This is a genomic window from Polymorphospora sp. NPDC050346 (assembly GCF_040655695.1).
GTDB lineage: Bacteria > Actinomycetota > Actinomycetes > Mycobacteriales > Micromonosporaceae > Polymorphospora > Polymorphospora lycopeni.
On record NZ_JBFAKM010000066.1, the window covers coordinates 1 to 23212 of the forward strand.

22 protein-coding genes and 2 pseudogenes are annotated in these 23212 nt (G+C 73.5%); 5 read left to right on the top strand and 19 right to left on the bottom strand.

Annotated elements, in window-relative coordinates:
* The first annotated feature begins 263 nt into the window (after positions 1-263).
* Positions 264-770 carry a PepSY domain-containing protein gene (locus AB0I42_RS35640; protein WP_357544181.1) on the top strand — a complete coding sequence of 169 codons (507 nt, stop codon included), beginning with the start codon at positions 264-266 and terminating at the stop codon, positions 768-770.
* Between the two features lie 115 nt (positions 771-885).
* Here AB0I42_RS35640 and AB0I42_RS35645 read toward each other — a convergent pair whose 3' ends face one another.
* Both AB0I42_RS35645 and AB0I42_RS35650 read right to left on the bottom strand, forming a co-directional pair.
* Positions 886-1815 (bottom strand): HNH endonuclease, encoded by a 930-nt coding sequence (locus tag AB0I42_RS35645; RefSeq protein ID WP_357544202.1) that lies wholly within the window; start codon positions 1813-1815, stop codon positions 886-888.
* Positions 1816-1917: 102 nt separating this feature from the next.
* A pseudogene (locus tag AB0I42_RS35650) lies at positions 1918-2163 on the bottom strand (hypothetical protein); the annotation flags it as partial.
* Between the two features lie 336 nt (positions 2164-2499).
* Between AB0I42_RS35650 and AB0I42_RS35655 the strand changes: the two are divergent.
* Positions 2500-4326 carry a long-chain fatty acid--CoA ligase gene (locus AB0I42_RS35655; protein WP_357544182.1) on the top strand — a complete coding sequence of 609 codons (1827 nt, stop codon included), beginning with the start codon at positions 2500-2502 and terminating at the stop codon, positions 4324-4326.
* Positions 4327-4392: 66 nt separating this feature from the next.
* Here AB0I42_RS35655 and AB0I42_RS35660 read toward each other — a convergent pair whose 3' ends face one another.
* Positions 4393-5862, bottom strand: coding sequence for a PLP-dependent aminotransferase family protein (locus AB0I42_RS35660; RefSeq protein WP_357544183.1), 1470 nt, complete (start codon positions 5860-5862; stop codon positions 4393-4395).
* Positions 5863-5920: 58 nt separating this feature from the next.
* Between AB0I42_RS35660 and AB0I42_RS35665 the strand changes: the two genes are divergently transcribed.
* Positions 5921-6661 (top strand): hypothetical protein, encoded by a 741-nt coding sequence (locus AB0I42_RS35665; RefSeq protein ID WP_357544184.1) that lies wholly within the window; start codon positions 5921-5923, stop codon positions 6659-6661.
* A 50-nt stretch (positions 6662-6711) separates the two neighbouring features.
* A complete protein-coding gene (locus tag AB0I42_RS35670; protein ID WP_357544185.1) occupies positions 6712-7176 on the top strand; it encodes a hypothetical protein in 465 nt (154 codons plus the stop codon).
* Positions 7177-7207: 31 nt separating this feature from the next.
* Here AB0I42_RS35670 and hisF read toward each other — a convergent pair whose 3' ends face one another.
* The 9 genes from hisF to hisD form a co-directional block, all read right to left on the bottom strand.
* Entirely contained in the window at positions 7208-7984 is a 777-nt protein-coding gene (gene hisF, locus AB0I42_RS35675; RefSeq protein ID WP_357544187.1) for an imidazole glycerol phosphate synthase subunit HisF, read from the bottom strand.
* A 67-nt stretch (positions 7985-8051) separates the two neighbouring features.
* Positions 8052-9053 carry an NADP-dependent oxidoreductase gene (locus AB0I42_RS35680; RefSeq protein WP_357544188.1) on the bottom strand — a complete coding sequence of 334 codons (1002 nt, stop codon included), beginning with the start codon at positions 9051-9053 and terminating at the stop codon, positions 8052-8054.
* Positions 9050-9784: a bifunctional 1-(5-phosphoribosyl)-5-((5-phosphoribosylamino)methylideneamino)imidazole-4-carboxamide isomerase/phosphoribosylanthranilate isomerase PriA gene (gene priA, locus AB0I42_RS35685; protein WP_357544189.1), complete on the bottom strand. Its 735-nt coding sequence runs from the start codon at positions 9782-9784 to the stop codon at positions 9050-9052. Before priA ends, AB0I42_RS35680 begins: the two co-directional genes overlap by 4 nt.
* A gap of 20 nt (positions 9785-9804) precedes the next feature.
* On the bottom strand, positions 9805-10131 hold the full coding sequence (locus AB0I42_RS35690) for a hypothetical protein (protein ID WP_357544190.1): 327 nt from the start codon (positions 10129-10131) through the stop codon (positions 9805-9807).
* Positions 10132-10246: 115 nt separating this feature from the next.
* On the bottom strand, positions 10247-10867 hold the full coding sequence (gene hisH / locus AB0I42_RS35695; protein ID WP_357544191.1) for an imidazole glycerol phosphate synthase subunit HisH: 621 nt from the start codon (positions 10865-10867) through the stop codon (positions 10247-10249).
* Positions 10867-11037: a hypothetical protein gene (locus AB0I42_RS35700; RefSeq protein WP_357544192.1), complete on the bottom strand. Its 171-nt coding sequence runs from the start codon at positions 11035-11037 to the stop codon at positions 10867-10869. Before AB0I42_RS35700 ends, hisH begins: the two co-directional genes overlap by 1 nt.
* A gap of 16 nt (positions 11038-11053) precedes the next feature.
* On the bottom strand, positions 11054-11668 hold the full coding sequence (gene hisB / locus AB0I42_RS35705) for an imidazoleglycerol-phosphate dehydratase HisB (RefSeq protein ID WP_357544193.1): 615 nt from the start codon (positions 11666-11668) through the stop codon (positions 11054-11056).
* Positions 11669-11738: 70 nt separating this feature from the next.
* Positions 11739-12812, bottom strand: a complete 1074-nt coding sequence (locus tag AB0I42_RS35710; protein ID WP_357544194.1) for a histidinol-phosphate transaminase — start codon at positions 12810-12812, stop codon at positions 11739-11741.
* Positions 12809-14137, bottom strand: a complete 1329-nt coding sequence (gene hisD, locus AB0I42_RS35715) for a histidinol dehydrogenase (protein ID WP_357544195.1) — start codon at positions 14135-14137, stop codon at positions 12809-12811. Before hisD ends, AB0I42_RS35710 begins: the two co-directional genes overlap by 4 nt.
* A gap of 87 nt (positions 14138-14224) precedes the next feature.
* Between hisD and AB0I42_RS35720 the strand changes: the two genes are divergently transcribed.
* Positions 14225-14929: an LON peptidase substrate-binding domain-containing protein gene (locus tag AB0I42_RS35720; RefSeq protein WP_357544196.1), complete on the top strand. Its 705-nt coding sequence runs from the start codon at positions 14225-14227 to the stop codon at positions 14927-14929.
* 205 nt (positions 14930-15134) lie between these two features.
* On the opposite strand, the pseudogene AB0I42_RS35725 reads toward AB0I42_RS35720, so the two are convergent.
* The 7 genes and pseudogenes from AB0I42_RS35725 to AB0I42_RS35755 all read right to left on the bottom strand — a co-directional run.
* Positions 15135-15626, bottom strand: a pseudogene (locus AB0I42_RS35725) (DUF2567 domain-containing protein); the annotation flags it as partial.
* Positions 15627-15849: 223 nt separating this feature from the next.
* The gene (locus AB0I42_RS35730; protein WP_357544197.1) at positions 15850-17673 is read right to left on the bottom strand and encodes a hypothetical protein; all 1824 of its coding nucleotides are present in this window, start codon (positions 17671-17673) and stop codon (positions 15850-15852) included.
* Positions 17674-17816: 143 nt separating this feature from the next.
* Positions 17817-19787 carry an AAA family ATPase gene (locus AB0I42_RS35735; protein ID WP_357544198.1) on the bottom strand — a complete coding sequence of 657 codons (1971 nt, stop codon included), beginning with the start codon at positions 19785-19787 and terminating at the stop codon, positions 17817-17819.
* 135 nt (positions 19788-19922) lie between these two features.
* Positions 19923-20942 carry a hypothetical protein gene (locus AB0I42_RS35740; RefSeq protein ID WP_357544199.1) on the bottom strand — a complete coding sequence of 340 codons (1020 nt, stop codon included), beginning with the start codon at positions 20940-20942 and terminating at the stop codon, positions 19923-19925.
* A gap of 42 nt (positions 20943-20984) precedes the next feature.
* The gene (locus tag AB0I42_RS35745; RefSeq protein WP_357544203.1) at positions 20985-21863 is read right to left on the bottom strand and encodes an RluA family pseudouridine synthase; all 879 of its coding nucleotides are present in this window, start codon (positions 21861-21863) and stop codon (positions 20985-20987) included.
* 74 nt (positions 21864-21937) lie between these two features.
* Positions 21938-22594, bottom strand: coding sequence for a signal peptidase II (gene lspA, locus AB0I42_RS35750; protein WP_357544200.1), 657 nt, complete (start codon positions 22592-22594; stop codon positions 21938-21940).
* A 17-nt stretch (positions 22595-22611) separates the two neighbouring features.
* On the bottom strand, positions 22612-23034 hold the full coding sequence (locus tag AB0I42_RS35755; protein ID WP_357544201.1) for a TraR/DksA C4-type zinc finger protein: 423 nt from the start codon (positions 23032-23034) through the stop codon (positions 22612-22614).
* Positions 23035-23212: the final 178 nt, after the last annotated feature.

Sequence of the window (23212 nt, forward strand, 5' to 3'; positions counted from 1 at the left end):
AGCGAATTCGCTGTCGTTACGCCGAATTCGCTGTGGGCCACGACAGCAATACCCCGACGGCCCAGCCCTGCCGGCGGCCCAGCCCTGCCGGCGGCCCAGCCCTGACGGCGACGTCGGCCGTTCAGGCGGTCGCCCCGCCGGGGCGTCGCGACCACGGCCGGGCGCCCCAGCGGTCCTTAACCCGGCCTTAGCGTTGCCACAGCGCGGCCCTATCCCGATCCGGGCGAACCTCTTGGCTACGAGCAACCGAAGGAGGTTCCACCATGACCCGCAAGTCGATCGTCGCCCTGGCCGTCGGCGGAGTCGCCGCCCTTGCGTTCACCGGTACGGCACTCGGCGTGGCGGCGGCGTCGGACACCATCGAGAACCGGCAGCGGACGACGAGCGTCGCGCTGACGAGCGCCCCGGGTACGCCCGGCACGCCGGACACCACGCCCACCGCCGGTCCGACCAGCGGGGAGACGACCGGCCCGGCCCCGACGCAGAGCAGCCCGACCGGCGGCCCGGCGTCGGGTGGCGACGCGATCTCCGCCGAGCGCGCGAAGGAGATCGCGCTCGCCCGGACCGGCGGCGGCACGGTCGAGGAGGTCGACCGGGACCGGGAGCACGGCCGTCCGGTCTGGGAGGTCGAGATCTACAAGGGCCAGGTCGAGTACGAGGTCGACGTCGACCGGGAGACCGGCGAGATCGTCAAGTTCGAGCAGGACGACGACGATGACGACCACGACGACGATGACCACGACGATGACGACGACCGCTACGACGACTGACCCCGCACCGCCCACGGTCGCCGTGGACGTACCGCAGCACGACAGCCGGCTCCCCGCGTCACCGACGCCCGGGGAGCCGGCTTCCGTCGGACGGCTGTTCAACCCACCGTGGCGGCTACAGACGGTCGGCCTTGCGCAGGTTGCAGGCACGGCACAGGATCTGCAGGTTCTGCACCGACGTGGCGCCACCTCGACTGAGCGGGATCACGTGGTCAAACTCGAGGTAGCTGGTGGCGCCGCACTCGACGCAGGCTCCCCCGTCTCGCTGCCACACCTGGGTCTTCACGTGCTGCGGAACGGCGCGGGTATCCCGCTGCCCGCGAGGAGTCAGAATCTCCCGCCGGTTGATCCGGATTACGGTGTCGATGAGGACGCTCGCGTATTCCGGATCATGGGTGGCATAGAGGCCGCTGCCCCTTTTCTGCGATGCCTGCACGTGCACGAACTCACCCCGGCGCGCCGCCACATTAAAGATCTTGGACCATCCGAGTTCCCAACCGGTGTCGTGCCCGAGAAAGCGGAACTTCTTGTCGGTGACGACGATCCGCCCGGGCATTTGTTCGACAGTGCCCCGTACCTCGCGTTGGTAGGCGGCGTGCATGTCCAGGTGGCAGAGTTCGCCGATGTCGAGACGGAGTTCGGCCGGCCGTCGGGTAGGCAGGTTGCCCTCGCGGATCGACTGGAGGGCGGCGTGTCGCTCCATCCGCTCCCGCAGCGGGCCAGCGATCTCCTCCGGCACCTGCAACCGCTCCGCGAAGTCACGGAAGGTCGCCAGTTCCTCGGGCGTGACGACATCGTCCGCCATGGCGAACACGACATAGCGCTCGAGAAAGCTGCCCGTCTCCCGCCGTATCTGCTGTAGGGCGTCGGTGATAGGCACTTGATGCTGCCGCAGGCTCGCGAGCAGCGCCTCCCACTCGGGTCCCGTCGGACCGGACCGCCAGAGCACCTCTGCCGCCGACGTACGGAACATCCGCATGGCGTTCTCGCCGGCCGCCGCGCAGCCGCCACAGACCGTGCGACCGGCGATGCGCCGGATCCCCACCGGTTGACCGCACCGCTGGCACCGCCCGGCGGCCGGGGGCAGCGAATTCGGGACAGGTGCCGGCGCGACCATCGTGGCCTGGGAAAAGCCCGGGCTCAACCACCGTGTTCCATCCCACCAGTGTTCGACGGCTGGATTATGCGGTGCCGGATACCAACCCGGCGGCACGGCGACAGACAACGCATTTCCCTTCGATGAGGTCGATCGATGCGCCCACAGAAGGTACGCCGTCCGATTAATCAGAGGCAGAACCGTTCGGACGACAAATTCGGCGGATCCGCCCGCCCGAAACAGCCGTTGTTCGATCGCCCCACCGATCGGGGTGGCGTCCCGCTTCCGAGTCGGCATTCGGATCGGTCGCCATGGGGCCTCGCGGCACCCGTCAACGACCGTCCAGCGTCGCACCGGACCGGTACGCGGGGACCGCCACACCGTCGCCGCTTCGGCTGGACCGTCGTGGCCGGGCGGTGAGCCACCCGACCGCCGCGCCGGTGCGGCTGCGCCCGTGGCACCCCGGCCGCTGGGCACATACGGTCGACCGGAAGCATCGGCACGGCCCGTCGAGGAGGCCGACACGGCCGGCCGGGACTAGCCGAAAGTGGTCAGCGCAAATAGCCTCGGTAACACTGAATTAACGTGACCACGATCACGCACACTACCTCGACCCCGGAGGCGGCCCCCAATATGACACTTGACGTCCCTTACCGGTCCATCCCGGACATGTTTTTCAAGCGCATCGCGAAGACTCCCGACCGCGAGGCGTTCGCCCACCCCGCCGCGGACGATTCCGGGCCGGTCTGGCTGACCTGGGCACAGGTCGGCGACCGGGCCAAGGCGTTCGCGGCCGGTCTGCGCGGGCTCGGGATCAGCGGCGAGGACCGGGTGGCGATCGTCGCCGGCACCCGGCTCGAGTGGGTGCTGGCCGACCTGGGCATCATGTGTGCCGGCGGGGCCACGACCACCGTCTACCCGACCACCGAGCCGGAGGACGCCGCCTTCATCGTCGCCGACTCCGGTTCCAAGGTCGTGGTGGCGGAGAACCCGATGCAGGCCGGCAAGCTCGCCGACGCGACCCTGCCGGCACTGACCCACGTCATCCTCATCGACGGCGAGCCGGACCCGGCCGCCCCGTTCCCGCAGTTGACGATGGCCGAGGTGGAGAAGCGGGGCCGTGAGGCACTCGCGGCCGAGCCGGATCTGATCGACAAGGTGGTGGCCGAGATCGGGCCGGACCACCTGGCGACGTTGATCTACACCTCGGGTACGACCGGCCGGCCCAAGGGGGTCGAGCTCCTGCACGGCGGCTGGTGCTGGGAGGGGATCGCGCAGGGCCAGAACAACCTGCTCATCGCCGACGACCTCCAGTACCTGTGGCTGCCGCTGTCGCACTCGTTCGGCAAGACGCTGATCTGCGGCGTCATCCACGTCGGCCTGCGGACGTACGTCGACGGCCGGGTGGACAAGCTGGTCGAGATGCTGGCCGTGGTCCGGCCGACGCTGATGTGCGGCGCCCCCCGGGTCTTCGAGAAGGTCTACAACAAGGCGGTCACCACCGCCCGGGACGGCGGCGGCGCCAAGGCGAAGATCTTCTCCTGGGCGGTCCGTACCGGCCTGGAGAAGGTCGCCCTGGAACAGGCCGGCAAGCCGGTGCCGGGTGGGCTGAAGTTCCGCTACGGGCTGGCCGAGAAGCTGGTCTTCAGCAAGCTCCAGGCCCGCCTCGGCGGCCGGATCCGGGTGCTGGTCTCCGGTGCCGCACCGCTGAGCAAGGACATCGGCGAGTTCTTCGCCGCCGCCAACCTGCCGATCTCCGAGGGGTACGGCCTGACCGAGACGAGCGCCGGCAACTTCGTCAACCGGCCGGGCCAGCTCCGGATCGGTACGGTCGGCCAGGCGCTCGGCGACCTGGAGTGCCGGATCGACCCGGACGGCGAGATCCTGGTCCGCGGCAAGCCGGTGATGCGCGGCTACCACAACCTGCCGGACGAGACGGCCGCCGCGTTCACCGAGGACGGCTTCTTCCGCACCGGTGACATCGGCGAGCTGGACGCCGACGGCTACCTGAAGATCACCGACCGGAAGAAGGACCTGGTCAAGACGTCCGGCGGCAAGTACATCGCGCCGTCGCACATCGAGGGCATGTTCAAGGCGGTGTGCCCGTACACGTCGCAGGCGGTGGTGATCGGGCAGGCCCGCAACTACTGCACGATGCTGATCACCCTCGACCCGGACGCGATCTCCGGGTGGGCGGCCGGCGGGCCGCTGGCCGGGAAGTCGTACGCCGAGATCGTCGCCTCGCCGGAGGCCAAGGCGATGGTCGACGGCTACGTCAAGGAGCTGAACGCCAAGCTCAACCGGTGGGAGACCATCAAGAAGGTGACGATCCTGCCGCGCGACCTGACCATCGAGGATGGCGAGATCACGCCGTCGCTGAAGATCAAGCGGCGCGGCGTGGAGGCCAACTTCGCGGCCGAGATCGAGCGGATGTACGAGGGTTCGCTCGCCGAGATCTGATCCCGTGCCGGGGCGGGCGTCCGGGTGGACGCCCGCCCCGCGCGTGTCCGGGACACCGGGCGCGGATCAGGCGATGACGGCCGGCTCGCTCCATCGTGGACGGCTGGCCCGGTCGAGGTCGTAGCGGACCGCGGCGATCCGGTGCACCGCGTCGACGAGTTCGGCGGCGGGCAGCGTGAACGGCAGCCGCAGGAAGCGTTCGAGCGTGCCGTCGAGCCCGAACCGGGGGCCGGGCGCGAGCCGTACCCCGACGTCCTCGGCGGCCCGGGCCAGCGCGCTGGAGACCGGCCCGTCCAGTTCGGCCCAGAGCGTGACGCCGCCGCCGGGCACCGACACCCGCCAGTCCGGCAGCATCTCGGCGACGGCGGCGAGCAGGGCGTCGCGCTGGGCGGCGAGCTGCACCCGCCGGGCCGGCACGATCGTCGCGGCCTGGGCGAGCAGGCGTACGGCGACCAACTGGTCGAGGACCGGGCTGGCCATGTCGACCCCGACCCGGGCGGCGGCCAGCCGCTGCACCAGCGGCGCGGAGGCGCGTACCCAGCCGATCCGCATCCCGCCCCAGTACGGCTTGCTCATCCCGCCGATGCAGATCACCCGCGAGTGCCGGTCGAAGACGGCGGTCGGCGGCGGCATCGGCGTGCCGTCCAGCGGCAGGTCCACGAACGACTCGTCGATGATCAGGTCGGTGCCGCTGGTGTGGGCCGCGGCGACGACCGACTCGCGTAGCTCGGCCGGCATCAGGTGGCCGGTCGGGTTCTGGAACTCCGGGATGAGGTAGGCCAGCCGGGGCCGGGTCTGGCGCAGGCCGGCGAGCAGCAGTTCGCCGTCCCAGCCGGCGCCGTCGCCCTCCGGGGCGGCCGCCAGGCCGTGGGTGGCGATCCGGGCCCGGCGCGCGACGAGCGCGGCCAGCGCGTTGGGATAGGTGGGCGACTCGACCAGTACGCCGGCACCGACCGGCAGGGTCAGCCGCAGCACCAGGTCGAGGGCGTGCTGGGTGCCGTTGGTCACCATGATCTGTTCGGGGCTGGTGGGCAGCCCGCGGTCGGTGTACCCCCGCGCCACCGCCTCGCGCAGTTCGACGATGCCGGTCGGGTGGTAGCCGGCGCCGTGGAGGTAGCGGGGCAGGTCCTCGGCGGCGGCGCGGGCGGCGGGAACCAGCTCGGGCGGTGCGGCGAGCGCGGCGACCCCGAGGTCGATCATGTCGAGGTCGTCCTGCGGGGTCCACAGCCCGGAGCTGGCCACCCGGTGGCCGCCGGGCAGCGTGGTCCAGCTTCCGGCGCCGCGCCGGCTGGTCAGGTGCCCGGTCTCGCGCAGTTCCCGGTAGGCGGCCGTGACCGTGGTGCGGCTGACCTTCAGCGCCTCGGCGAGTTCGCGTTCGGCGGGCAGCCGTACGCCGAGTGGCAGGCGTCCGTCGGCGAGCAGGCCCCGGATGGCGCCGGCGAGGGCGGCGTAGTCGGGGCTGCGCCGGCGGCCCGGAAGTGCATGCCACTGCCCGAGCAACCGGGCCAGTTGACTACCTCGCACGGTACTGGTCATGCCACTCCTCCAGGATTGGCTCTTATCCTTCCGCAGATTGGCCCTCAGAGTGGCATGCGTGTCAAGAATTGGCAATTTCCGTGGCCGGCGCCTGCCCCGGCGGCTGGTCCAGTTGTACGCCGGCCTGGCGCTGTACGGCGCCAGCATGGCGCTGATGATCGAGTCGACGCTCGGCCTCAACCCGTGGGACGTCTTCCACCAGGGCCTCGCCATCCACACCGGGCTGTCGATCGGCACGGCGAGCATCCTGGTAGGTGCCGTCGTACTGCTGCTCTGGATCCCGCTGCGGCAGCGGCCCGGCCTCGGCACCGTCAGCAACGTGGTCGTCGTCGGGCTGGCGGTCGACGCCACCCTCGCCCTGCTGCCCACCCCACGGGCGATGGCGGTGCGGATCCTCTTCATGGTCGTCGGCATCGTCGCCAACGGGATGGCGACCGGCCTCTACATCGGAGCCCGGTTCGGCCCCGGGCCGCGCGACGGCCTGATGACCGGCTGGGTGGCGCGGCGACCGGGCCGGTCGATCCGGATGGTCCGGACCGTCATCGAGGTCACCGTGGTGACCGTCGGCTGGCTGCTCGGCGGCACCGTCTGGATCGGCACCCTGCTCTACGCGGTCTCGATCGGTCCACTGGCCCACCGGTTCATCCCGCTGTTCACCGTGCCCGGACCGGGCCGCCCCTCCCCGGCCCCGGATCGACCGGATGCCACCGGTCCCGCCGGGTCTTCGCCGGCCCCGGTCCAGGTCGGACCCGCCGTACCCGGTGTCGCGTCCGACGACGGCCGGAAAACGGGCGGATAACAGGGGATCCCGTGGTTCCATCGGTGGCGCTCGACGGGCATCATTGGCGCATGGCCGACGAGGGATGGCGGTGGACGGACGCGTGGATCTTCGTCTCGGTGGTCATCGCCGGTGGGGCGGGACGACACCTCCGGGCACCGACAACACGCCGGCCGGAGGGCATCCGGCTCGCCGACGTCCTCTCCACGGCCGACCACCTCAACCGGGCCATCCCCGACCGTGAGGACATCGAGACCGCCGTACGCCGGCTGGCCGGCGCCGGCCTGATCACGGTCGACGACGGCTGGTTCCGGCTCACCGCGAGCGGCGAGACGCTGTGGCGCACCCGGCCACGCAGCGGGCTGGCGACGACCGTCGACACCATCCACGGCGCCCTCACCCGCCGGCACGCCCCGGGCGACGCCGACTGGGCGCTGGACGAGCGCGAGCACGCCCGCGCCATCCACGAATACGCCGCCCACTTCACCGCGCCGGCCCCGCGCCGATCCCCCGAGGGCGGCCCCTACCGCGACTGAGCCGCGGGCCCGGCGGGCCCGCGGCGCGCGGTCAGCGGACCGGGTGGCCGCCGGCCCGCAGGGTCTGCTTGACCTCGCCGATGGTCAGTTCGCCGAAGTGGAAGACGCTCGCGGCGAGCACCGCGTCGGCGCCGGCCGCCACCGCCGGCGGGAAGTCGTCGAGGGCGCCCGCGCCACCGCTGGCGATGACCGGGATGTCGACCGCCGCCCGGACCGCCCCGATCAGCGCCAGGTCGAAGCCGGCCTTGGTGCCGTCGGCGTCCATCGAGTTGAGCAGGATCTCGCCGGCACCGAGTTCGGCGCCCCGGCGGGCCCACTCCACCGCGTCGAGCCCGGTGCCGCGCCGGCCGCCGTGCGTGGTGACCTCGAACCCGCTGCCGCCGGCCGCCGGACTGCCGGCCGGTGCCCGCCGTACGTCGAGCGACAGCACCAGCACCTGCCGGCCGAACCGGTCGGCGATCTCGGCGATCAGCTCCGGCCGGGCAATCGCCGCCGTGTTCACCCCGACCTTGTCGGCGCCGGCCCGCAGCAGCGTGTCGACGTCGGCGACGGCCCGTACGCCGCCACCGACGGTCAACGGGATGAAGACCGACTCGGCGGTGCGGCGTACGACGTCGAGCATCGTCCCCCGGCCGGCGGAGGAGGCGGTCACGTCGAGGAAGGTCAGCTCGTCGGCGCCGGCCCGGTCGTAGGCCGCCGCAAGCTCTACCGGGTCACCGGCATCGCGTAGGTCGAGGAAGTTGACCCCCTTGACCACCCGCCCGGCGTCCACGTCGAGACACGGGATCACCCGTACCGCCACCGTCATGGCCCGAGCCTAACCGGCCGCCGGACGGCCCCCGCCGGCCGCACGGGGCGGGCCGGCACCCGCCCGGTCACAGCCGGACCAGCATCTTGCCGAGGTTGTCGCCGCGCAGCAGGCCGAGGAACGCGGTCGGGGCGTTCTCCAGCCCGTCGACCACCGTCTCGTCGTACCGCAGCTCGCCGCCGCGCAGCCAGCCGCCGACCTCGGCGACGAACTCGTCGCGCAGGTGATCGTGGTCGTTGACCAGGAAGCCGCGCAGGGTCAGCCGCTTGCCGATCGCCAGCGCCAGGTTGCGCGGCGCGGCCGGTGGCTCGTCCGTGTCGTACTGGGCGATCGCGCCGCACATCGCCACCCGGCCGTGCACCCGCAGCGCCGACAGGGCGGCCTCCAGGTGGTCGGCGCCGACGTTGTCGAAGTAGACGTCGATGCCGTCCGGCGCGGCGGCGGCCAGCGACTCGCGTACCGGGCCGTCGTGGTAGTCGAACGCGGCGTCGAAGCCGAGCTCGTACAGCCGCTGCACCTTGGCCGCCGAGCCGGCGCTGCCGATCACCCGGGCGGCGCCGCGCAGCTTCGCGATCTGGCCGGCGAGGCTGCCGACCGCGCCGGCCGCCCCGGAGACGAAGACCGTCTCGCCCGGCTTCAGCCCGGCCACGTCGACCAGACCGGCGTACGCGGTCAGGCCCGGCATGCCGAGCGCCCCCAGGTATGCCGACGGCGGCGCCAGCTCCGGGTCGACCGGTCGGGCCGAGGCGTCGTCGACGACGGCGTACTCCCGCCAGCCGAGGCCGTGCAGGACCAGTTCGCCGCGCTGCCGCCGGGTGCCGGCACCGGTCGCGACGACCTCGCCGACCGCACCGCCGTCGAGGACCGCGCCGACCCGGAACGGCGGGACGTACGACTTCGCGTCGTTCATCCGCCCACGCATGTACGGGTCGACGGACATCACCACGTTGCGGACCAGGAGCTGGCCGGGGCCGGGTTCGGGGACCGGCACCTCGACCACGGTGAAGTTGTCCGCGGTGGCCCGCCCCTGCGGTCGGGAGGCGAGGTGGACCTCGCGGCCGACGGTCATCGGGCGCCGGCCTCGGCGAGGACGGCGAGGGCCTCGGCGACGGTGAACGCCCCCGCGTACAGCGCCTTGCCGGCGATGACGCCCTCGACGCCGACCTCCTCCAGCGTCGACAGGGCGCGCAGGTCGTCGAGGGTCGACACCCCGCCGGACGCGATCACCGGCGCGTCGGTACGGGCACAGACCTCACGCAGCAGGTCCAGGTTCGGGCCGCGCATCGTGCCGTCCTTGGTGATGTCGGTGACGACGTACCGGGACGTGCCGGCCTTGTCGAGGCGTTCCAGCACCTCGAAGAGGTCACCGCCGTCGCGGGTCCAGCCCCGGGCGGCCAGCGTACGGCCGCGGACGTCCAGGCCGATCGCGACCCGGTCGCCGTACTCGCCGACGATCCGGTCGCACCACTGCGGGTCCTCCAGCGCGGCGGTGCCGATGTTGACCCGGGCCGCCCCGGTGGCCAGCGCCCGCCGCAGCGACTCGTCGTCGCGGATACCGCCGGACAGTTCCACGTCGACGTCGAGCCGGCCGACCACGTCGGCGAGCAGTTCGGCGTTCGAGCCGCGGCCGAAGGCGGCGTCCAGGTCGACCAGGTGGATCCAGGTCGCGCCGTCACGCTGCCAGGCCAGCGCGGCCTCCAGCGGGTCGCCGTACGTGGTCTCGCTGCCGGCGGCACCCTGCACCAGGCGTACGGCCTGGCCGTCGGCGACGTCGACGGCGGGCAGAAGCGTGAGGCTCAACGGAACTCCTTAGTGGGAATCTAGGTGCGCCGGCCGAGGGCGATCACGACGACGGCCGGCAGGACCAGCAGCATCAGCAGGATCAGCGCGATGCGCAGCGCCATGTCGTCGACGAGCAGCACGATCGCCGCGACGGCGCACAGCGTGAGGATGACGATCCCGGCGCGTTCGCCACGACTGCGCCGGGCGAGCATCCGCCCCGTACGGCGGTCGGGCAGCCGGGGGGTGAGGCGGCGCAGCAGGGCCCGGCGACGCTGCCGGCGGGCGACCGTACGGGCCCGGCGGGCCCGCTCCCGCTCGAGTTCGGCCTGCCGGGCCGCCCGGAGCCGGGCGCGTTCCTTACTCACCGCCAGCCACCGCCGCCGGTACGGCGCCGGCGGCGGGAGGCGACCGGTGGCCGCCGCCCGTCGCTGTCGATCCGCCGCGACCGTGGAGCGGCCGGTGGCCGCCGTGGACCGCGGTTCACAGGGTCGCGATCCAGTTGCGCAGCAGCGTCGCCCCGGTGTCGGCGGACTTCTCCGGGTGGAACTGGGCCGCCGACAGCGGGCCGAGTTCGACCGCCGCCGCGAACGGCGCCCCGTGTTCGGCGGTGGTGACCAGCGCACCGGCGTCGGCCAGCGCGCCCGGATCCAGCGCCGCGTACGAGTGCACGAAGTAGAACCGCGACGCGGGCGGCAGGCCGGCGAGCAGGCGGGAGCCGGCCGGCGGCTCGACGGTGTTCCAGCCCATGTGCGGCACCCGCCGGGCCGGCAGCCGGGTGATGCCGCCGGGCAGCAGGCCGAGCCCCTTGGTGACCACGCCGTGCTCCTCGCCGTGGCCGAAGAGCACCTGCATGCCGACGCAGATGCCGAGCACCGGCCGGCCGGCCGCGACCCGGTCGGCGATGACCGGGCCGGCCCCGAGCGCGTCGATACCCGCCATGCAGGCGGCGAAGGCGCCCACGCCCGGCACGACGAGCCCGTCGGCGCCGGCCGCGGCGGCCAGGTCGGCGGTGACCGTCACCGAGGCACCGGCGCGCACCAGCGCCCGCTCGGCCGACCGCAGGTTGCCCGACCCGTAGTCGAGAACCACGACCTCGGTCATCAGTTGTCCCCCGGTAGTAGCCAGAGCACGCCGCCGGCGGCGGCGAGCAACGCGAGTACGGCGACCAGAGCGACGGCACCGCGCCCGGCGCCCTGGCGGTACATCGACCAGGCGCCGCCGACCAGGATCCCGGCGAGCGCCAGCAGCAGGATCGGGATCGCCGCGCCCATCAGGCCCGCCCCGGCTTCACAGGGTGCCCTTGGTGCTCGGGATCGCGCCGGCCAGCTTCGGGTCGACCGACACCGCCTCGCGCAACGCCCGGGACACCGCCTTGAACTGCGCCTCGACCACGTGGTGGGCGTCCGGATGGCCGCCGGGCCGGGCCGCGCGCAGCACGTCGACGTGCAGGGTCAGCCGGGCCGTCTGCCCGAACGACTCCCAGATGTGCCGGGTCATGCTGGTCGCGTAGACCCCGCCGATGTACGGCACGAGCAGCGGCTCGTCGTGCACGACGTACGGCCGGCCGGACAGGTCGACGGCGGCCCGGACCAGCACCTCGTCCATCGGCACGGTCGCCGAGCCGTAGCGGCGGATGCCGGCCTTGTCGCCGAGCGCCTGCGCGAACGCGGTGCCGAGGGCCAGCGCGGTGTCCTCGATCGTGTGGTGCGCGTCGATCTCCAGGTCGCCCTCGGTGTGCACGGTCAGGTCGAAGCCGCCGTGCCGGGCGATCTGGTTGAGCATGTGGTCGTAGAAGCCGACCCCGGTGCTGATGTCGGCCTTGCCGGTGCCGTCGAGGTCGATCTCGACGAGCACCTTGGTCTCGGCGGTGGTCCGCTCCACCCGCCCCTTACGCCCGCTCATGACAGCTCCTCGCTTCGCTCACAGCCGCCATGAGTCAACCTGAGCCGCCAGATTCGCTCGCTACGCTCGCTCATGACATTCCCTCGATCGCGGTCAGGAAGGCGTCGGTCTCCTCCGGCGTGCCGGCGGTGACCCGCAGCCAGCCGGGCAGGCCGACGTCGCGGATCAGCACCCCCCGGTCGAGCAGGGCCCGCCAGGCGGCCTTCTGGTCGCCGCCGACCTCGAAGAGTACGAAGTTGGCGTCGCTGTCGGCCACCCGGATCCCCCGCCCGCGCAGTGCGGCGACGATCCGGTCCCGCTGCGCCTTGATCGCCTCCACGGTGGCAAGCAGGGCCGCCCGGTGCGCGAGCGCCGCCCGGGCGGCCGCCTGGGTCAGCGACGACAGGTGGTACGGCAGCCGCACCAGTTGCACCGCGTCGACCACGGCCGGGTCGGCGGCCAGGTAGCCGAGCCGGCCACCGGCGAACCCGAACGCCTTGCTCATCGTGCGGGTCACCACCAGCCGGGGGTGGCCGGGCAGCACGGTCAGCGCGCTCGGCGTGCCCGGCCGGGCGAACTCGGCGTACGCCTCGTCGACGACGACCATGCCGGGGGCCACGTCGAGGACGGCGGTCAGCACGGCCGGGTCGAGCGCGGTGCCGGTCGGGTTGTTGGGCGAGCAGAGCAGCACCAGGTCGGGCCGGTGCCGTTCGACCTGCGCGGCGGCGTCCGCGGCGGTCAGGTCGAACGAATCGCCGCGCCGCCCGTCGACCCACGTGGTCCCGGTCCCGAGCGCCAGCAGCGGGTGCATCGAGTAGGCCGGGGTGAACCCCAGCGCGGTCCGCCCCGGTCCGGCGAACGCCTGGAAGAGCTGCTGCTGGATCTCGTTGGAGCCGTTCGCCGCCCACACGTTCGCGGCCGTCAGCCCGTGGCCGAGATAGTCGGCGAGGTCACCGCGCAGCGCCACCGCGTCACGGTCGGGATAGCGGTTGAGGTCGCGCAGCTCGGCGGCGACCGCCTTGGCGATCGCCTCCACGACCGGCTCCGGCACCGGGTAGGAGTTCTCGTTGGTGTTCAGCCGGACCGGCACGTCGAGCTGCGGCGCCCCGTACGGGCTGCGACCGCGCAGGTCGTCGCGCAACGGCAGGTCGTCAAGAGTGGTCACAGGTCGGCTCCCGGGAAGCGGGCCTTCACCGCGTCGCCGTGTGCCGGCAGGTCCTCGACCGTCGACAGGGTCACCACGTGCCGGGCCACGTCACGCAGCGCCGGCTCGTCGTACTCGACGATGTGGATGCCGCGCAGGAACGACTGCACCGACAGCCCCGAGGAGTGCCGGGCGCAGCCGCCGGTGGGCAGCACGTGGTTGGAGCCGGCGCAGTAGTCGCCGAGCGACACCGGCGCGTACGGCCCGACGAAGATCGCCCCGGCGTTGCGTACCCGCAGTGCCCACTCCCGGGCGTCGCGGGTCTGGATCTCCAGGTGCTCGGCCGCGTAGACGTCGACCACCCGCAGCCCGGCCTCGAGGTCATCGACGAGGACCGCGCCGGACTGCTCGCCGGTCAGCGCGGTGGTGACCCGCTCGGCGTGCTTGGTGGCGGCGACCTGCCGGGTCAGTTCGCGCTCGACCGCGTCGACCAGTTCGACCGACGGGGTGACCAGGACGCTGGCCGCCAGCGGGTCGTGCTCGGCCTGGCTGATCAGGTCGGCGGCGACGTGTGCCGGGTCGGCGGTGTCGTCGGCGAGGATCGCGATCTCGGTCGGGCCGGCCTCGGCGTCGATGCCGACGACGCCGCGCAGCAGCCGCTTGGCGGCGGTGACCCAGATGTTGCCCGGCCCGGTGATCATGTCGACCGGTTCGCACCGCTGCCCGCCGCCGACGTCGGAGCCGTACGCCAGCATCGCGACCGCCTGGGCGCCGCCGACCGCGTAGACCTCGTCGACGCCGAGCAGCGCGCAGGCGGCGAGCACCCGGGCGTCGGGCAGCCCGCCGTTCTCGGCCTGCGGCGGGCTCGCCACGACCAGCGCGTCGACCCCGGCGACCTGGGCCGGTACGACGTTCATCACCACGGTCGACGGGTACATCGCCAGGCCGCCGGGCACGTAGAGGCCGACCCGGGAGACCGGCACCCAGCGTTCGGTGACGGTGCCGCCGGGCACCACCTCGGTGACGGTGTCGGTGCGGCGCTGGTCCTCGTGCACCTTGCGGGCCCGGGCGATGCTCTCGACCAGCGCGGCCCGTACGCCGTCGTCCAGGGTCCGCTCGGCGGCGGCGATGGCCTGCGCCGGAACCCGGAACTCGAACAGCTCCAGCCCGTCGAAGCGATGGGTGGCGTCGCGGATCGCCGTCAGGCCATGCTCGCGCACCGCCTCGACAACCGGGCGGATCTTGTCGACCGCTACGGAGACGTCGAGTTGGGCACGGGGCAGCAGGCGGCGCGGGTCGGAAGAGCCGTCAGGGCCCCCCGCGCGCAGGTCGATCCGGTTCAGCACCCTTGCGAGTCTAGGCGGCACGCCACGGACGGGTCCGGCGCCGCCCAGCGGGCGGGACGGTGAGCCAGGCCACGCTAGGCTCGACCGGTGAACCAGCGGCTGCCGATGTTTCCCCTCGGGACGGTGCTGTTCCCCGGCCTGGTGCTGCCGCTGCACATCTTCGAGGAACGTTACCGGGAACTCGTCCGGCATCTCGTCGGTCTGCCCGACGGCACGCCCCGCGAGTTCGGCGTGGTCGCCATCCGCAAGGGCTGGGAGGTACGGCCGGCGGCCGGGCCGCCCGGCACCGCCCCGGCGTCCGGGCCGGTCACCCTGCACGAGGTCGGCTGCACCGCGGAGATCCGGCAGGTGACCGAGCTGCCCGACGGGCGTTTCGACATCGTGACGGTGGGCCGCCGCCGGTTCCGGATCGCCGGCATCGACGAGCAGACGGAGCCCTACCTGACCGCCGACGTGGAGTGGCTGCCCGAGCCGGCCGGCCAGGAGGCGGTCGCCGACCTGCTGGCGCCGCGGGTGCTGGCGCTGTTCCGGCGCTACCTGACCCTGATCCGCACCGACAGCGCCGAGATCGCCGAGCAACTGCCCGACGACCCGACCGTGCTGTCGCACCTGGTGGCGGCGACCGCCGTGCTGACCGTCACCGACCGGCAGAGCCTGCTCTGCGCCCCCGACACCGCGAGCCGGCTCCGGGCCGAGCTGCGCCTGCTCAGCCGCGAGGCGGCTCTGCTTCGCCAGGTGCGGGCGGTGCCGGTGCCGCTGCCGGAGATCGCGGTTCCGGCGAGTCCGAACTAGCCGGCTTCCCGCCGGCCGGCGGGAAACCCGGCACCGGTTCGGCGGCGGCCGGCCCGGCACCGTTCGACAGCCCGGCGGCGGGATCATGCGGCCCGGCGGCGAAATCGTGCGCCCCGGCGGCGGGCGGCGGTGGCCAGCCGGCCGGGTGGTCGGGCCCGGCGCCGACCGGGGCCGGCCAGCCGCCGCCGTACGGCGGGAACCCGAAGTCCGGCTCCGGCTCGGGCCGCAGCGAGGCATACCGGGACCAGCCGGCCAGCAGGGTGTACGTGACGGCGGCGGCGAACGCCGGCACCAGCAGATCGCCCTGGAGGGTCGGGATGAAGCCGAACACCCACTCGAACCGGCCGGCGCGCAGGTCCGGCGGCCGGCTGAGCAGTTCGCCGACCGGGGCGGTCTCCAGCAGCCGCTGGTATTCCGCCAGCCCGATGCGCCGGCCCACCTGCCAGGCCAGCGGGGCGGCACCGAGGCCGCCGACAACGACGGCGACCAGCCCGGCCGGGCCGCGCTGCCCGCGCAGCAGGAGCCAGCCGAGCACCGCGGCCGCCACCCCGAAGGCCAACCCGAGCAGGCTGAACCAGCCGTCGGCGGCGACGAACTGCTCCGGCTGCGGTTCGGTCAGCGCGCCGCCGGTGGCGGTCCGGACCACCGGCACGTCCGGCGCGACCGCCGCCCACAGCAGTCCGAGCGGCGCCCCGAGCCCGGCGACGACCAGTGCGGTGGCCACGGCCACCAGCAGCGTCCGGCCGGCCGGCCCGCGTCCGGGCGAGATGCCCGGCACCGGTGCCGGGACCGGCTGCGGCCCGACGGGCGGCTCAGGGTTGACGACACTCACCGGTTGATCCTCCCAGGCGTCTTCGGGGCCGCCCACCCCCGGGCCGGGCCACGAACGGCCGGCCCGCCGGGGCGTACGGGGGCGCGTCTCACCGCAGTCCGCGTACGTCCCAGGCCCACAGTTCGGGCGTACGGATCGGGGGCACGCCGAGGATGGCGGTGACCACCGGTTCGGCGAGTGCGCCGTTGGGGTGCAGCGGCACGATGAAGCAGTCGGCGTTCCAGTGCCGGATGTCCTCGACCGCCTGCGCGCGTACCTGGTCGGTGATCTCCGGCACCCGGGCCTTGATGATCGCGTCGTAGACGAGGTCCTCGGTCGGCCGCGACGCGGTCCCCCACTGTCCCTTGCCGTCGGGGCCCCGGGTGATGTGGTAGCCGCCGTGCACCGCGTACCGGTAGCCGGCGTCGCGCTGCCACGTCATCTGCCGGATCCCGTCGACGAACGCGACGACGGTGCCGCCCTCGTCGGCACATTCCCGCCACTCCCCCTGGCGGACGAACCCGGGGGTCGGCACCCCCTCGACCGCGGCGGGCGGCAGCGGGACCAGCGGTACCAGCACCGCGACGACCGCGGCCGGCCACAGGCGGGCCAGCGGGCGGTCGCCGGCGGGCGCGGCGCCGGCGGCGAGGGCCCGGTCCCAGGTTGCGGCGACCAGGATCCCGATCACCGGGATGAGCACCATGCCCAGGCGCAGCGGGATCACGTCCCGGAAGAGCGGCAGCCGGTCGACCAGTGCCCAGGGGCCGGGTATCCCGACCGGCTCCCCGGCCAGGTGCAGCTCGGTGCCGAGCGACAGCAGCCCGAAGCCGATCGCGGTGAGCACGGCACAGCGGATCGCGATCCGCCGCCACGTCCACGCCGCGCAGACCAGGGCGAGGACGAGCAGCGGCCAGCCGAAGAACGTCGCCTGCTCGCTGACGTTCGGCGAGTAGCGCTCGGCGGTCAGCGGGTCGCCGCCGAGGGCGTACGTCGGGTAGTTGACGAAGGCACCGAGGTCGCCGGGGTACTTGTGGTTCGGGACCCCGTGGTAGGCGTGCGGACCGAAGAACTGGGTCCACAGCGGGTAGCCGAGCACGAGAAGGGCGATGGCGACCGCGAGGGCGAGGCTGGCCAGCGCGCCACGCAGCCGGTCACGCAGGTCCCGCCACCGCCAGAGCGCGTAGCAGGCCAGGAAGGCGGCCAGGGCGAGCGCGGCCAGGAAGATCGGCTCCTCGCCGGTGAGAAGCTGGGCGGTGGCCAGCAGGCCGAGCCGGATCCCGTTGCGGAGGGTGCGGCCGGGCTCGCCCAGCCGCAGGACGACCCACAGGATCAGCGGGATCAGGAAGAGCGCCGTCATGTGCAGGTGCCCGGTGGCCTGGGAGACCATGCCGGGCGCGAAGCCGCAGAAGAGCCCGCCGACGTAGGCGGCGGACCGGGCGTCGACGACCCAGCGCAGCAGGAAGAAGTACCAGGCGACGCCGGTGCCGGCGAGGGAGAGGGTCAGCAGCAGGGTGGCCGACAGCCCGGGGCCGCCGAGCAGGGTCACCGGGGTGAGGATCACCCCGGGCAGCAGGACCGAGGTGTTGGCCATCAGGTTGACGCCGTTCGGGGCGCCCAGGTCCGTGGCGAAGAACGGGTTCTCGAGGTTGGTCACCGCCATCGCGGTGTGGCCCAGCATCCACTCGAAGAGCTCGTAGTCGGCGGCGTTGTCGTACAGGACCCGGCCCTGCGGGTCGGCCCACAGCGGGCCGAAGACCGCGACCGCGGCCAGCAGCATCGACACCACCACCGCGAGGTGCCACCAGCCGGCCGGTACGGCCGCGGCGCGGTCGGCCAGCCCACCGAGCCGGTCGGCGGTGACGGACCGGACGGCGGAGTGCCGGTCGTTGTCGCCGCGCTGCGTGGGAGTGCGCGCATCGCCCGAAACAACCACCTCCGGATCCTATGCGCGTACCGGACGGGGCACAGTCGGCGACCACCGCCGGTGGCCGGGAATCGCCCGCCCGGGACCGCCCGGCACGACCGTGCGCCGACCGGGCGGAACCGGTCGCCGTACGGCCGGGGGCCGCGCCCCGGTCAGCGGGCGAACGGCTCCAGCATCACCGACGCGGCCCGCAGCCAGGCGTCTCGGGTGGCGGGTTGCAGTTGCCCGTACTCGATCGAGGAGCCGGTCTCCAGGGCCGGGTCGTACGGCACGATCGCCACCGCCCGGGTCCGGGTCGCGAAGTGCCGGGCGAAGTCGTCGAGCATCGGCGACTTCTCCGGGTTGGGGCACGACAGCAGGGTGACCGCGTTGGCGGCGAGCTCGCTCATCCCGACCTCGTGCAGCAGGTCGAGCATCCAGTCGGCGGTGAACGCGGCGTCCTCGCGCGGCACGGTGGTGACGACGAGCTGGTCGGCGGCCTGCAGGACGGTACGCCAGTTGGCGCTCTCCACGTTGTTGCCGGTGTCGACGCAGATCACGTCGTGGGTACGGCGCAACAGGTCCAGCACCCGCTGCACGGTGGCCTGGTCGAGCTGCTGGGCGAAGCGGGAGTTCTCCTCGCCGGCCAGCACGTCGTAGGAGCCGTCGGAGGCGTGCCGCAGGTAGTCGTCGAGCCAGTCGGTCAGCTCGATGCCGTGCCGCCCCTCGATCTCGGGCAGGTCGGCGATCAGGTGCCGGATCGTACGGGCGTGCCGGGCGCTGCCGGCGCGCAGCCCGAGGGTGCCGCGCAGTTCGTTGTCGTCCCAGGCCAGCACGCCGCGGCCGCGTACGCTGCCGACGGTGGCGGCGGCGAGCACGGTGGCCGTGGTCTTGTGCACGCCACCCTTCGGGTTGGCGAACGCCACCACCCGGGGCGTGCCCATGTCGCGGCGCAGCACGTTGGCCGCCCGGGTCACCTCGACGTCGACTTCGGTGGACTGCCACTGCAGGGCACCCGGGGCGACCCGGGCCTCGGCGCGGGCGGACGGCACCCGGGCCGACCCGATCCCGGTGCGGGTCGGCTCCGGACGCGCCGCCTGCATCGGCGCGGCCCACGACGGCTGGGGCGGCTCGGTCCACGACACCTCGGTCCGCGGCGCCTGCGGCTCGATCCACGGCGCCTCGACCCGGGCCCGGCCGGGGACCTCGGCGCGGGAGCGTACCGGCGCCTGCGCCCGGGACTGCCCCCGCGGCTCGTCCACCGGCTCCGTCCACGACGGCGGCCCGGCCGGCTCCGTCCATGACGACTGCCCGGCCGGCTCGGTCCACGACGGGCTCGCCGGCTCGGTCCACGACGACCGGGCCGGTTCGGTCCACGACTGCCCGGCCGGCTCCGTCCACGACCGGGGCTGGGTCCACGGCTCCTCGGTGCGGGCGGGCGGCTGCGGCTCGGTCCACGGCGCGTCGGTCCGGGACGGGGTCGACGGCTCGGTCCACGACCGGTGGTCGCGCGGCTCGGTCCACGGCCGCTCGACCTGTGCGGAGCCGCGCGGCGGGTCGGCGGTGGGGGCCGGGTCGAGGTGGGGGTGGTAGCCGTTGTCGAGCAGCGCCCACCGGGACCCGCCGGGCGGCTCCGGCTCGGGCGCCGGCTCGGGCCGGTAGCGCGGCTCCGGCTGGTAGGTCGGCTCGGCACGGCCGCGGGCGCCGGGGTCGTATCCCGGGTCGGGCCGGAACCGCGGCTCCGGCTCGTAGCGGGTCCCGGGGTCGTAACCGAGGTCCGACCGGGCACCGAACTCGTAGTGGGAGTCGGGCAGCGGGTCGGACAGCGGGTCGGCGGGCGCGTACCGGGGTTCGACCCGGGCGGAGCCGACCGGGCTGGGATCGACCGGTTCGTAGCGGGAGTAGTCGGCCGGACCGGGGTCGGCCGGATACCGCCCGGAGTAGCCGTGGTCGGCCGCGCCGCCCCGGTATCCGTTCGCGCCCGGTCGCGGCGCCGGCTCCTCGGCGCGCCGGGATCCGCCCCGGCGGTCGCCGACCTCGGGCTGTTCACCGGTACGCCCGCCGAGGCGGGCCCGGTCGAGCAGCGCCCGCCAGCGCGGGGCCGATTCGGCTGGCCGGCCCCAGCCGGCCTCGGTGCCCTCCACGGCTCACCCTCCCCGCGCCATCGGTTTCGCCTGACAGGCTACGAAGGAAACCCTATTCGGGCTACACCAGACCGCCTACACCACCGTCAGCATGTTCCAACTCCACGGACCGTCACCGGGATGTGGGCGGACCGGTCACTGTCCGTCCGAAGGGGTCGTCCCGGTGCCCGTCGGCTCGCCCGGAGCACCGCTGGCGCTCTCCGCCGGGGTGGGCGTGACGGACGGCACACCACCCGGCGAGGTCTCGCCGGACGGCCGTAACTCGTCCGGCGACGGTGTCCGGGTCGGTTCCGGCACGGCGGTGGCCGACTGCGTCGGTTCGTCGGCCGGTCCGGCGATCCCCTGGTCGACCGGGGGTCGCACGAAGTCCACCTGCTCGGGCAGGGGCGGCAGGAACACCGCGCGGTCCAGCCGTCGTACCTCCGGCGCCGGGTCGACGGCGCGGACCTCGGACCTTGCCGCGATCCGGTCGAGCCCGGCCGGCGTCGCCCGGACGACCGCCGCGTAGACGCAGGAACACCTCGACCGGTAGGCGGTGGCCTCGGCCGTCGCCACCTGGGCCCCGCTGCCGTAGACCGCCCGCAGGTGCCGCTCCGGCTCCCCGTCGCCGGCCACCTCGTCGGCCCGCTGCTGGTAGTCGGCCGCCTCGCGGTCCTTGCGGCCGGCGACCAGGCCCATCCCGGCGACCACGTCGGTCGGGATCCGGAAGGCCGGAATCCGCACGATCTGGGTCTGGGTCTCCGGCAGCGGCACCCGGGTGAAGACCTCCGACACCGCGACGCCGTCGAGGACCGCGGTCAGCCGGTCGGGCGCCAGGTAGGCGGTGAGCGTCACCAGGGCGTACGTCTCCCCCGACGGGGTGTCGACCGGCTCGGCCAGCATCCGCGCCAGTTCGTGGCGGCTGGCCGAGACGTAGCTCGGGATCGAGTCGCCCTCGACCACGCCGACCCGTACGACGTCTCCGACGGTCGGGTCGCCGGCCTGCCGGCGGTCGGCCGCCCACACGGCGGTGACCAGCACGGCGGTGACCGAGAGCAGCGCGGCACCGGTCAGCACCCGGGACCGCACCGGCCCCTGGCCGAGCCGGGCCATTCCCCGGGCCAGGGGTGGCAGGAGGATGCTGTCCAGCCGTCGCAGCAGGTCGCCGGCACGCACGGGGGAATTCACTCCCTTTGAGGCGGAGGTCGCGGAACGCGCTCAGCCCCGGAGTACGGCCAGCGCGTGTTCCAAGTCGTCAGGGTAGTCGCTGACGAACCGAACCTCTTCGTCCGTACGGGGGTGTAGAAAGCTGAGCGCACGGGCATGCAGCCATTGGCGGGACAGCTTGAGCCGACCGGAAAGTGTCGGGTCGGCACCGTACGTCAGGTCACCCACGCACGGGTGCCGCAGGGCCGAGAAGTGCACCCTGATCTGGTGCGTACGGCCGGTTTCCAGCCGTACGTCGACCAGGCTGGCGGACGGGAACGCCTCCACGGTGTCGTAGTGGGTGACGCTGGGTTTGCCACCGGACACCACCGCCCACTTCCAGTCGTGCGACGGGTGCCGGTCGATGGGCGCGTCGACGGTGCCGCGCAGCGGGTCGAGGTGCCCCTGCACGACGGCGTGGTAGCGCTTCTCGACCTCGCGGTACTTGAACGCCCGCTTCAGGACGCTGTAGGCGTGTTCGCTCTTGGCGACCACCATCAGCCCGGTGGTGCCGACGTCGAGGCGGTGCACCACGCCCTGCCGTTCGGCGGCGCCACTGGTGGCGATGGTGTGTCCCATCCCGGCGAGCCCGCCGATGACGGTCGGCCCGGTCCATCCCGGGCTCGGGTGGGCGGCGACCCCGACCGGCTTGTCGACCACCACGATGTCGTCGTCGTCGTAGACCACCCGCAGGCCGGGTACGACCTCGGCGGTGACGGTGGGCGGGGCGGGCGGGGCGGGCAGCGTGACCTCCAGCCAGGAGCCGGCGCTGACCTTCTCCGACTTGGTCCGTACGGTGCCGTCGACGAGGGCGTCGCCGGCCTCGACCAGGGTCGCGGCGGCGGTGCGGGACAGCCCGAACAGGCGGGACACCGCCTGGTCGAGGCGCATCCCGTCGAGGCCGTCGGGGACCGGCAGGCTGCGGCGGTCGCCGGTGGGGCGGGCGCCGGCCGGCGCTCCGGCGGTCACCGCTCGGTCCGGGCGACGGGGCGGGCCGGGTCGGCCGCGGCGGCGGGTTCGGGTTCGGGTTCGACCGATTTGTCGCCGCCCTTCCCGGCGGTGCCGCCGGTGGCCTCGCGGGCGCTGATCCGGGTGCCGTCGCGCTGGCGGCCGGTGAACTCGAGGAAGATCGCGAACAGCACGCCGCAGACCAGCGCGCTGTCGGCCAGGTTGAAGATGGGGAACACCTGCCCGCGCGGGTCGAAGACGCTGACCATGTCGATGACGTGGCCGAGGAACGGGCCGGGGGCGCGGAACAGCCGGTCGACCATGTTGCCCAGCGCCCCGCCGAGGACCAGCCCGAGCGAGATCGCCCACGGCACCGACCGCAGCCGCAGGGCCAGCCAGCCGATCCAGCCGACCACCACGATCGTGACCGTCGGGAAGACCCAGGTGTAGTCGCTGCCGAGGCTGAAGGCGGCGCCGCTGTTGCGGATCAGGGTGAGGTAGACGGCGCCGCCGAGCAGGCGTACCGGCTCGCGGTCCTCCAGCATCTGCAGGGCGAGGTGTTTGGTGCCGAGGTCGGCGAGCACCGTCACGACGGCGATCGCCGTGAGGACCGTCACCGCCCGCCGACGGGTCGCGGCCGGGCGTGGCCCGGCCGCGTCGGGTACGGCGGTCATCTGGTCCCCACCGACATTCAGCGTCGCTCCTCCAACTGCTTGCACGTCACGCACAGGGTCGCCGACGGGAACGCGGCGAGCCGTTCGACCGGGATCGGGTTGCCGCACCGCTCGCACCAGCCGTAGGCGCCCTCGTCGAGCCGCTCCAGCGCCCGTTCGACCTGCGTGATGCGCTCCAGGATGCTGTTGACCAGCGAGATCTCCTGCTCCCGCTCGAGCGTCTTGGTGCCGGTGTCGGCCTGGTCGTCCCCTGCCGAGTCGGTCAGCCGGCCGCGCTGGAGTTCGGTGATCTCGCTCAGCGTCTGATCGTACTCGGCGCGCAGTTCGTCGCAACGCGCCGCCAGGGCGGCCCGGATCTTCTCGGTCTCCGCGGCACTGCGGGTGCCCTTGGCGACCGGCTTGCCGGCGGTCGCGGTCTTCGTGTCGGCTGGCTTCGCCATCGTCGCTCCCTTGGCCGCGGCGTCCGCGGCGATCGGCGGTGCCTGGACAGGACCCCGCGCCGTCGTACTCGTCGACGGGCGGGTCGTCCCCACGCGGGGTTACCGCTGCTATCCGGCGAACCAAGAGGTGGGGTACGCGTTCGCCTTCGCCGGAAATTAGATGATCACCTGGCTGCAG

What these genes read in the sequence shown, in the direction of transcription:
- AB0I42_RS35640 (WP_357544181.1), top strand. Translation starts at nt 264, where the DNA reads ATGACCCGCAAGTCGATCGTCGCCCTGGCCGTCGGCGGAGTCGCCGCC.
- AB0I42_RS35655 (WP_357544182.1), top strand. Translation starts at nt 2,500, where the DNA reads ATGACACTTGACGTCCCTTACCGGTCCATCCCGGACATGTTTTTCAAG.
- AB0I42_RS35660 (WP_357544183.1), bottom strand. Translation starts at nt 5,862, where the DNA reads ATGACCAGTACCGTGCGAGGTAGTCAACTGGCCCGGTTGCTCGGGCAG.
- AB0I42_RS35670 (WP_357544185.1), top strand. Translation starts at nt 6,712, where the DNA reads ATGGCCGACGAGGGATGGCGGTGGACGGACGCGTGGATCTTCGTCTCG.
- hisF (WP_357544187.1), bottom strand. Translation starts at nt 7,984, where the DNA reads ATGACGGTGGCGGTACGGGTGATCCCGTGTCTCGACGTGGACGCCGGG.
- AB0I42_RS35680 (WP_357544188.1), bottom strand. Translation starts at nt 9,053, where the DNA reads ATGACCGTCGGCCGCGAGGTCCACCTCGCCTCCCGACCGCAGGGGCGG.
- hisH (WP_357544191.1), bottom strand. Translation starts at nt 10,867, where the DNA reads ATGACCGAGGTCGTGGTTCTCGACTACGGGTCGGGCAACCTGCGGTCG.
- AB0I42_RS35700 (WP_357544192.1), bottom strand. Translation starts at nt 11,037, where the DNA reads ATGGGCGCGGCGATCCCGATCCTGCTGCTGGCGCTCGCCGGGATCCTG.
- hisB (WP_357544193.1), bottom strand. Translation starts at nt 11,668, where the DNA reads ATGAGCGGGCGTAAGGGGCGGGTGGAGCGGACCACCGCCGAGACCAAG.
- AB0I42_RS35745 (WP_357544203.1), bottom strand. Translation starts at nt 21,863, where the DNA reads ATGCGCCTCGACCAGGCGGTGTCCCGCCTGTTCGGGCTGTCCCGCACC.
- lspA (WP_357544200.1), bottom strand. Translation starts at nt 22,594, where the DNA reads ATGACCGCCGTACCCGACGCGGCCGGGCCACGCCCGGCCGCGACCCGT.
- AB0I42_RS35755 (WP_357544201.1), bottom strand. Translation starts at nt 23,034, where the DNA reads ATGGCGAAGCCAGCCGACACGAAGACCGCGACCGCCGGCAAGCCGGTC.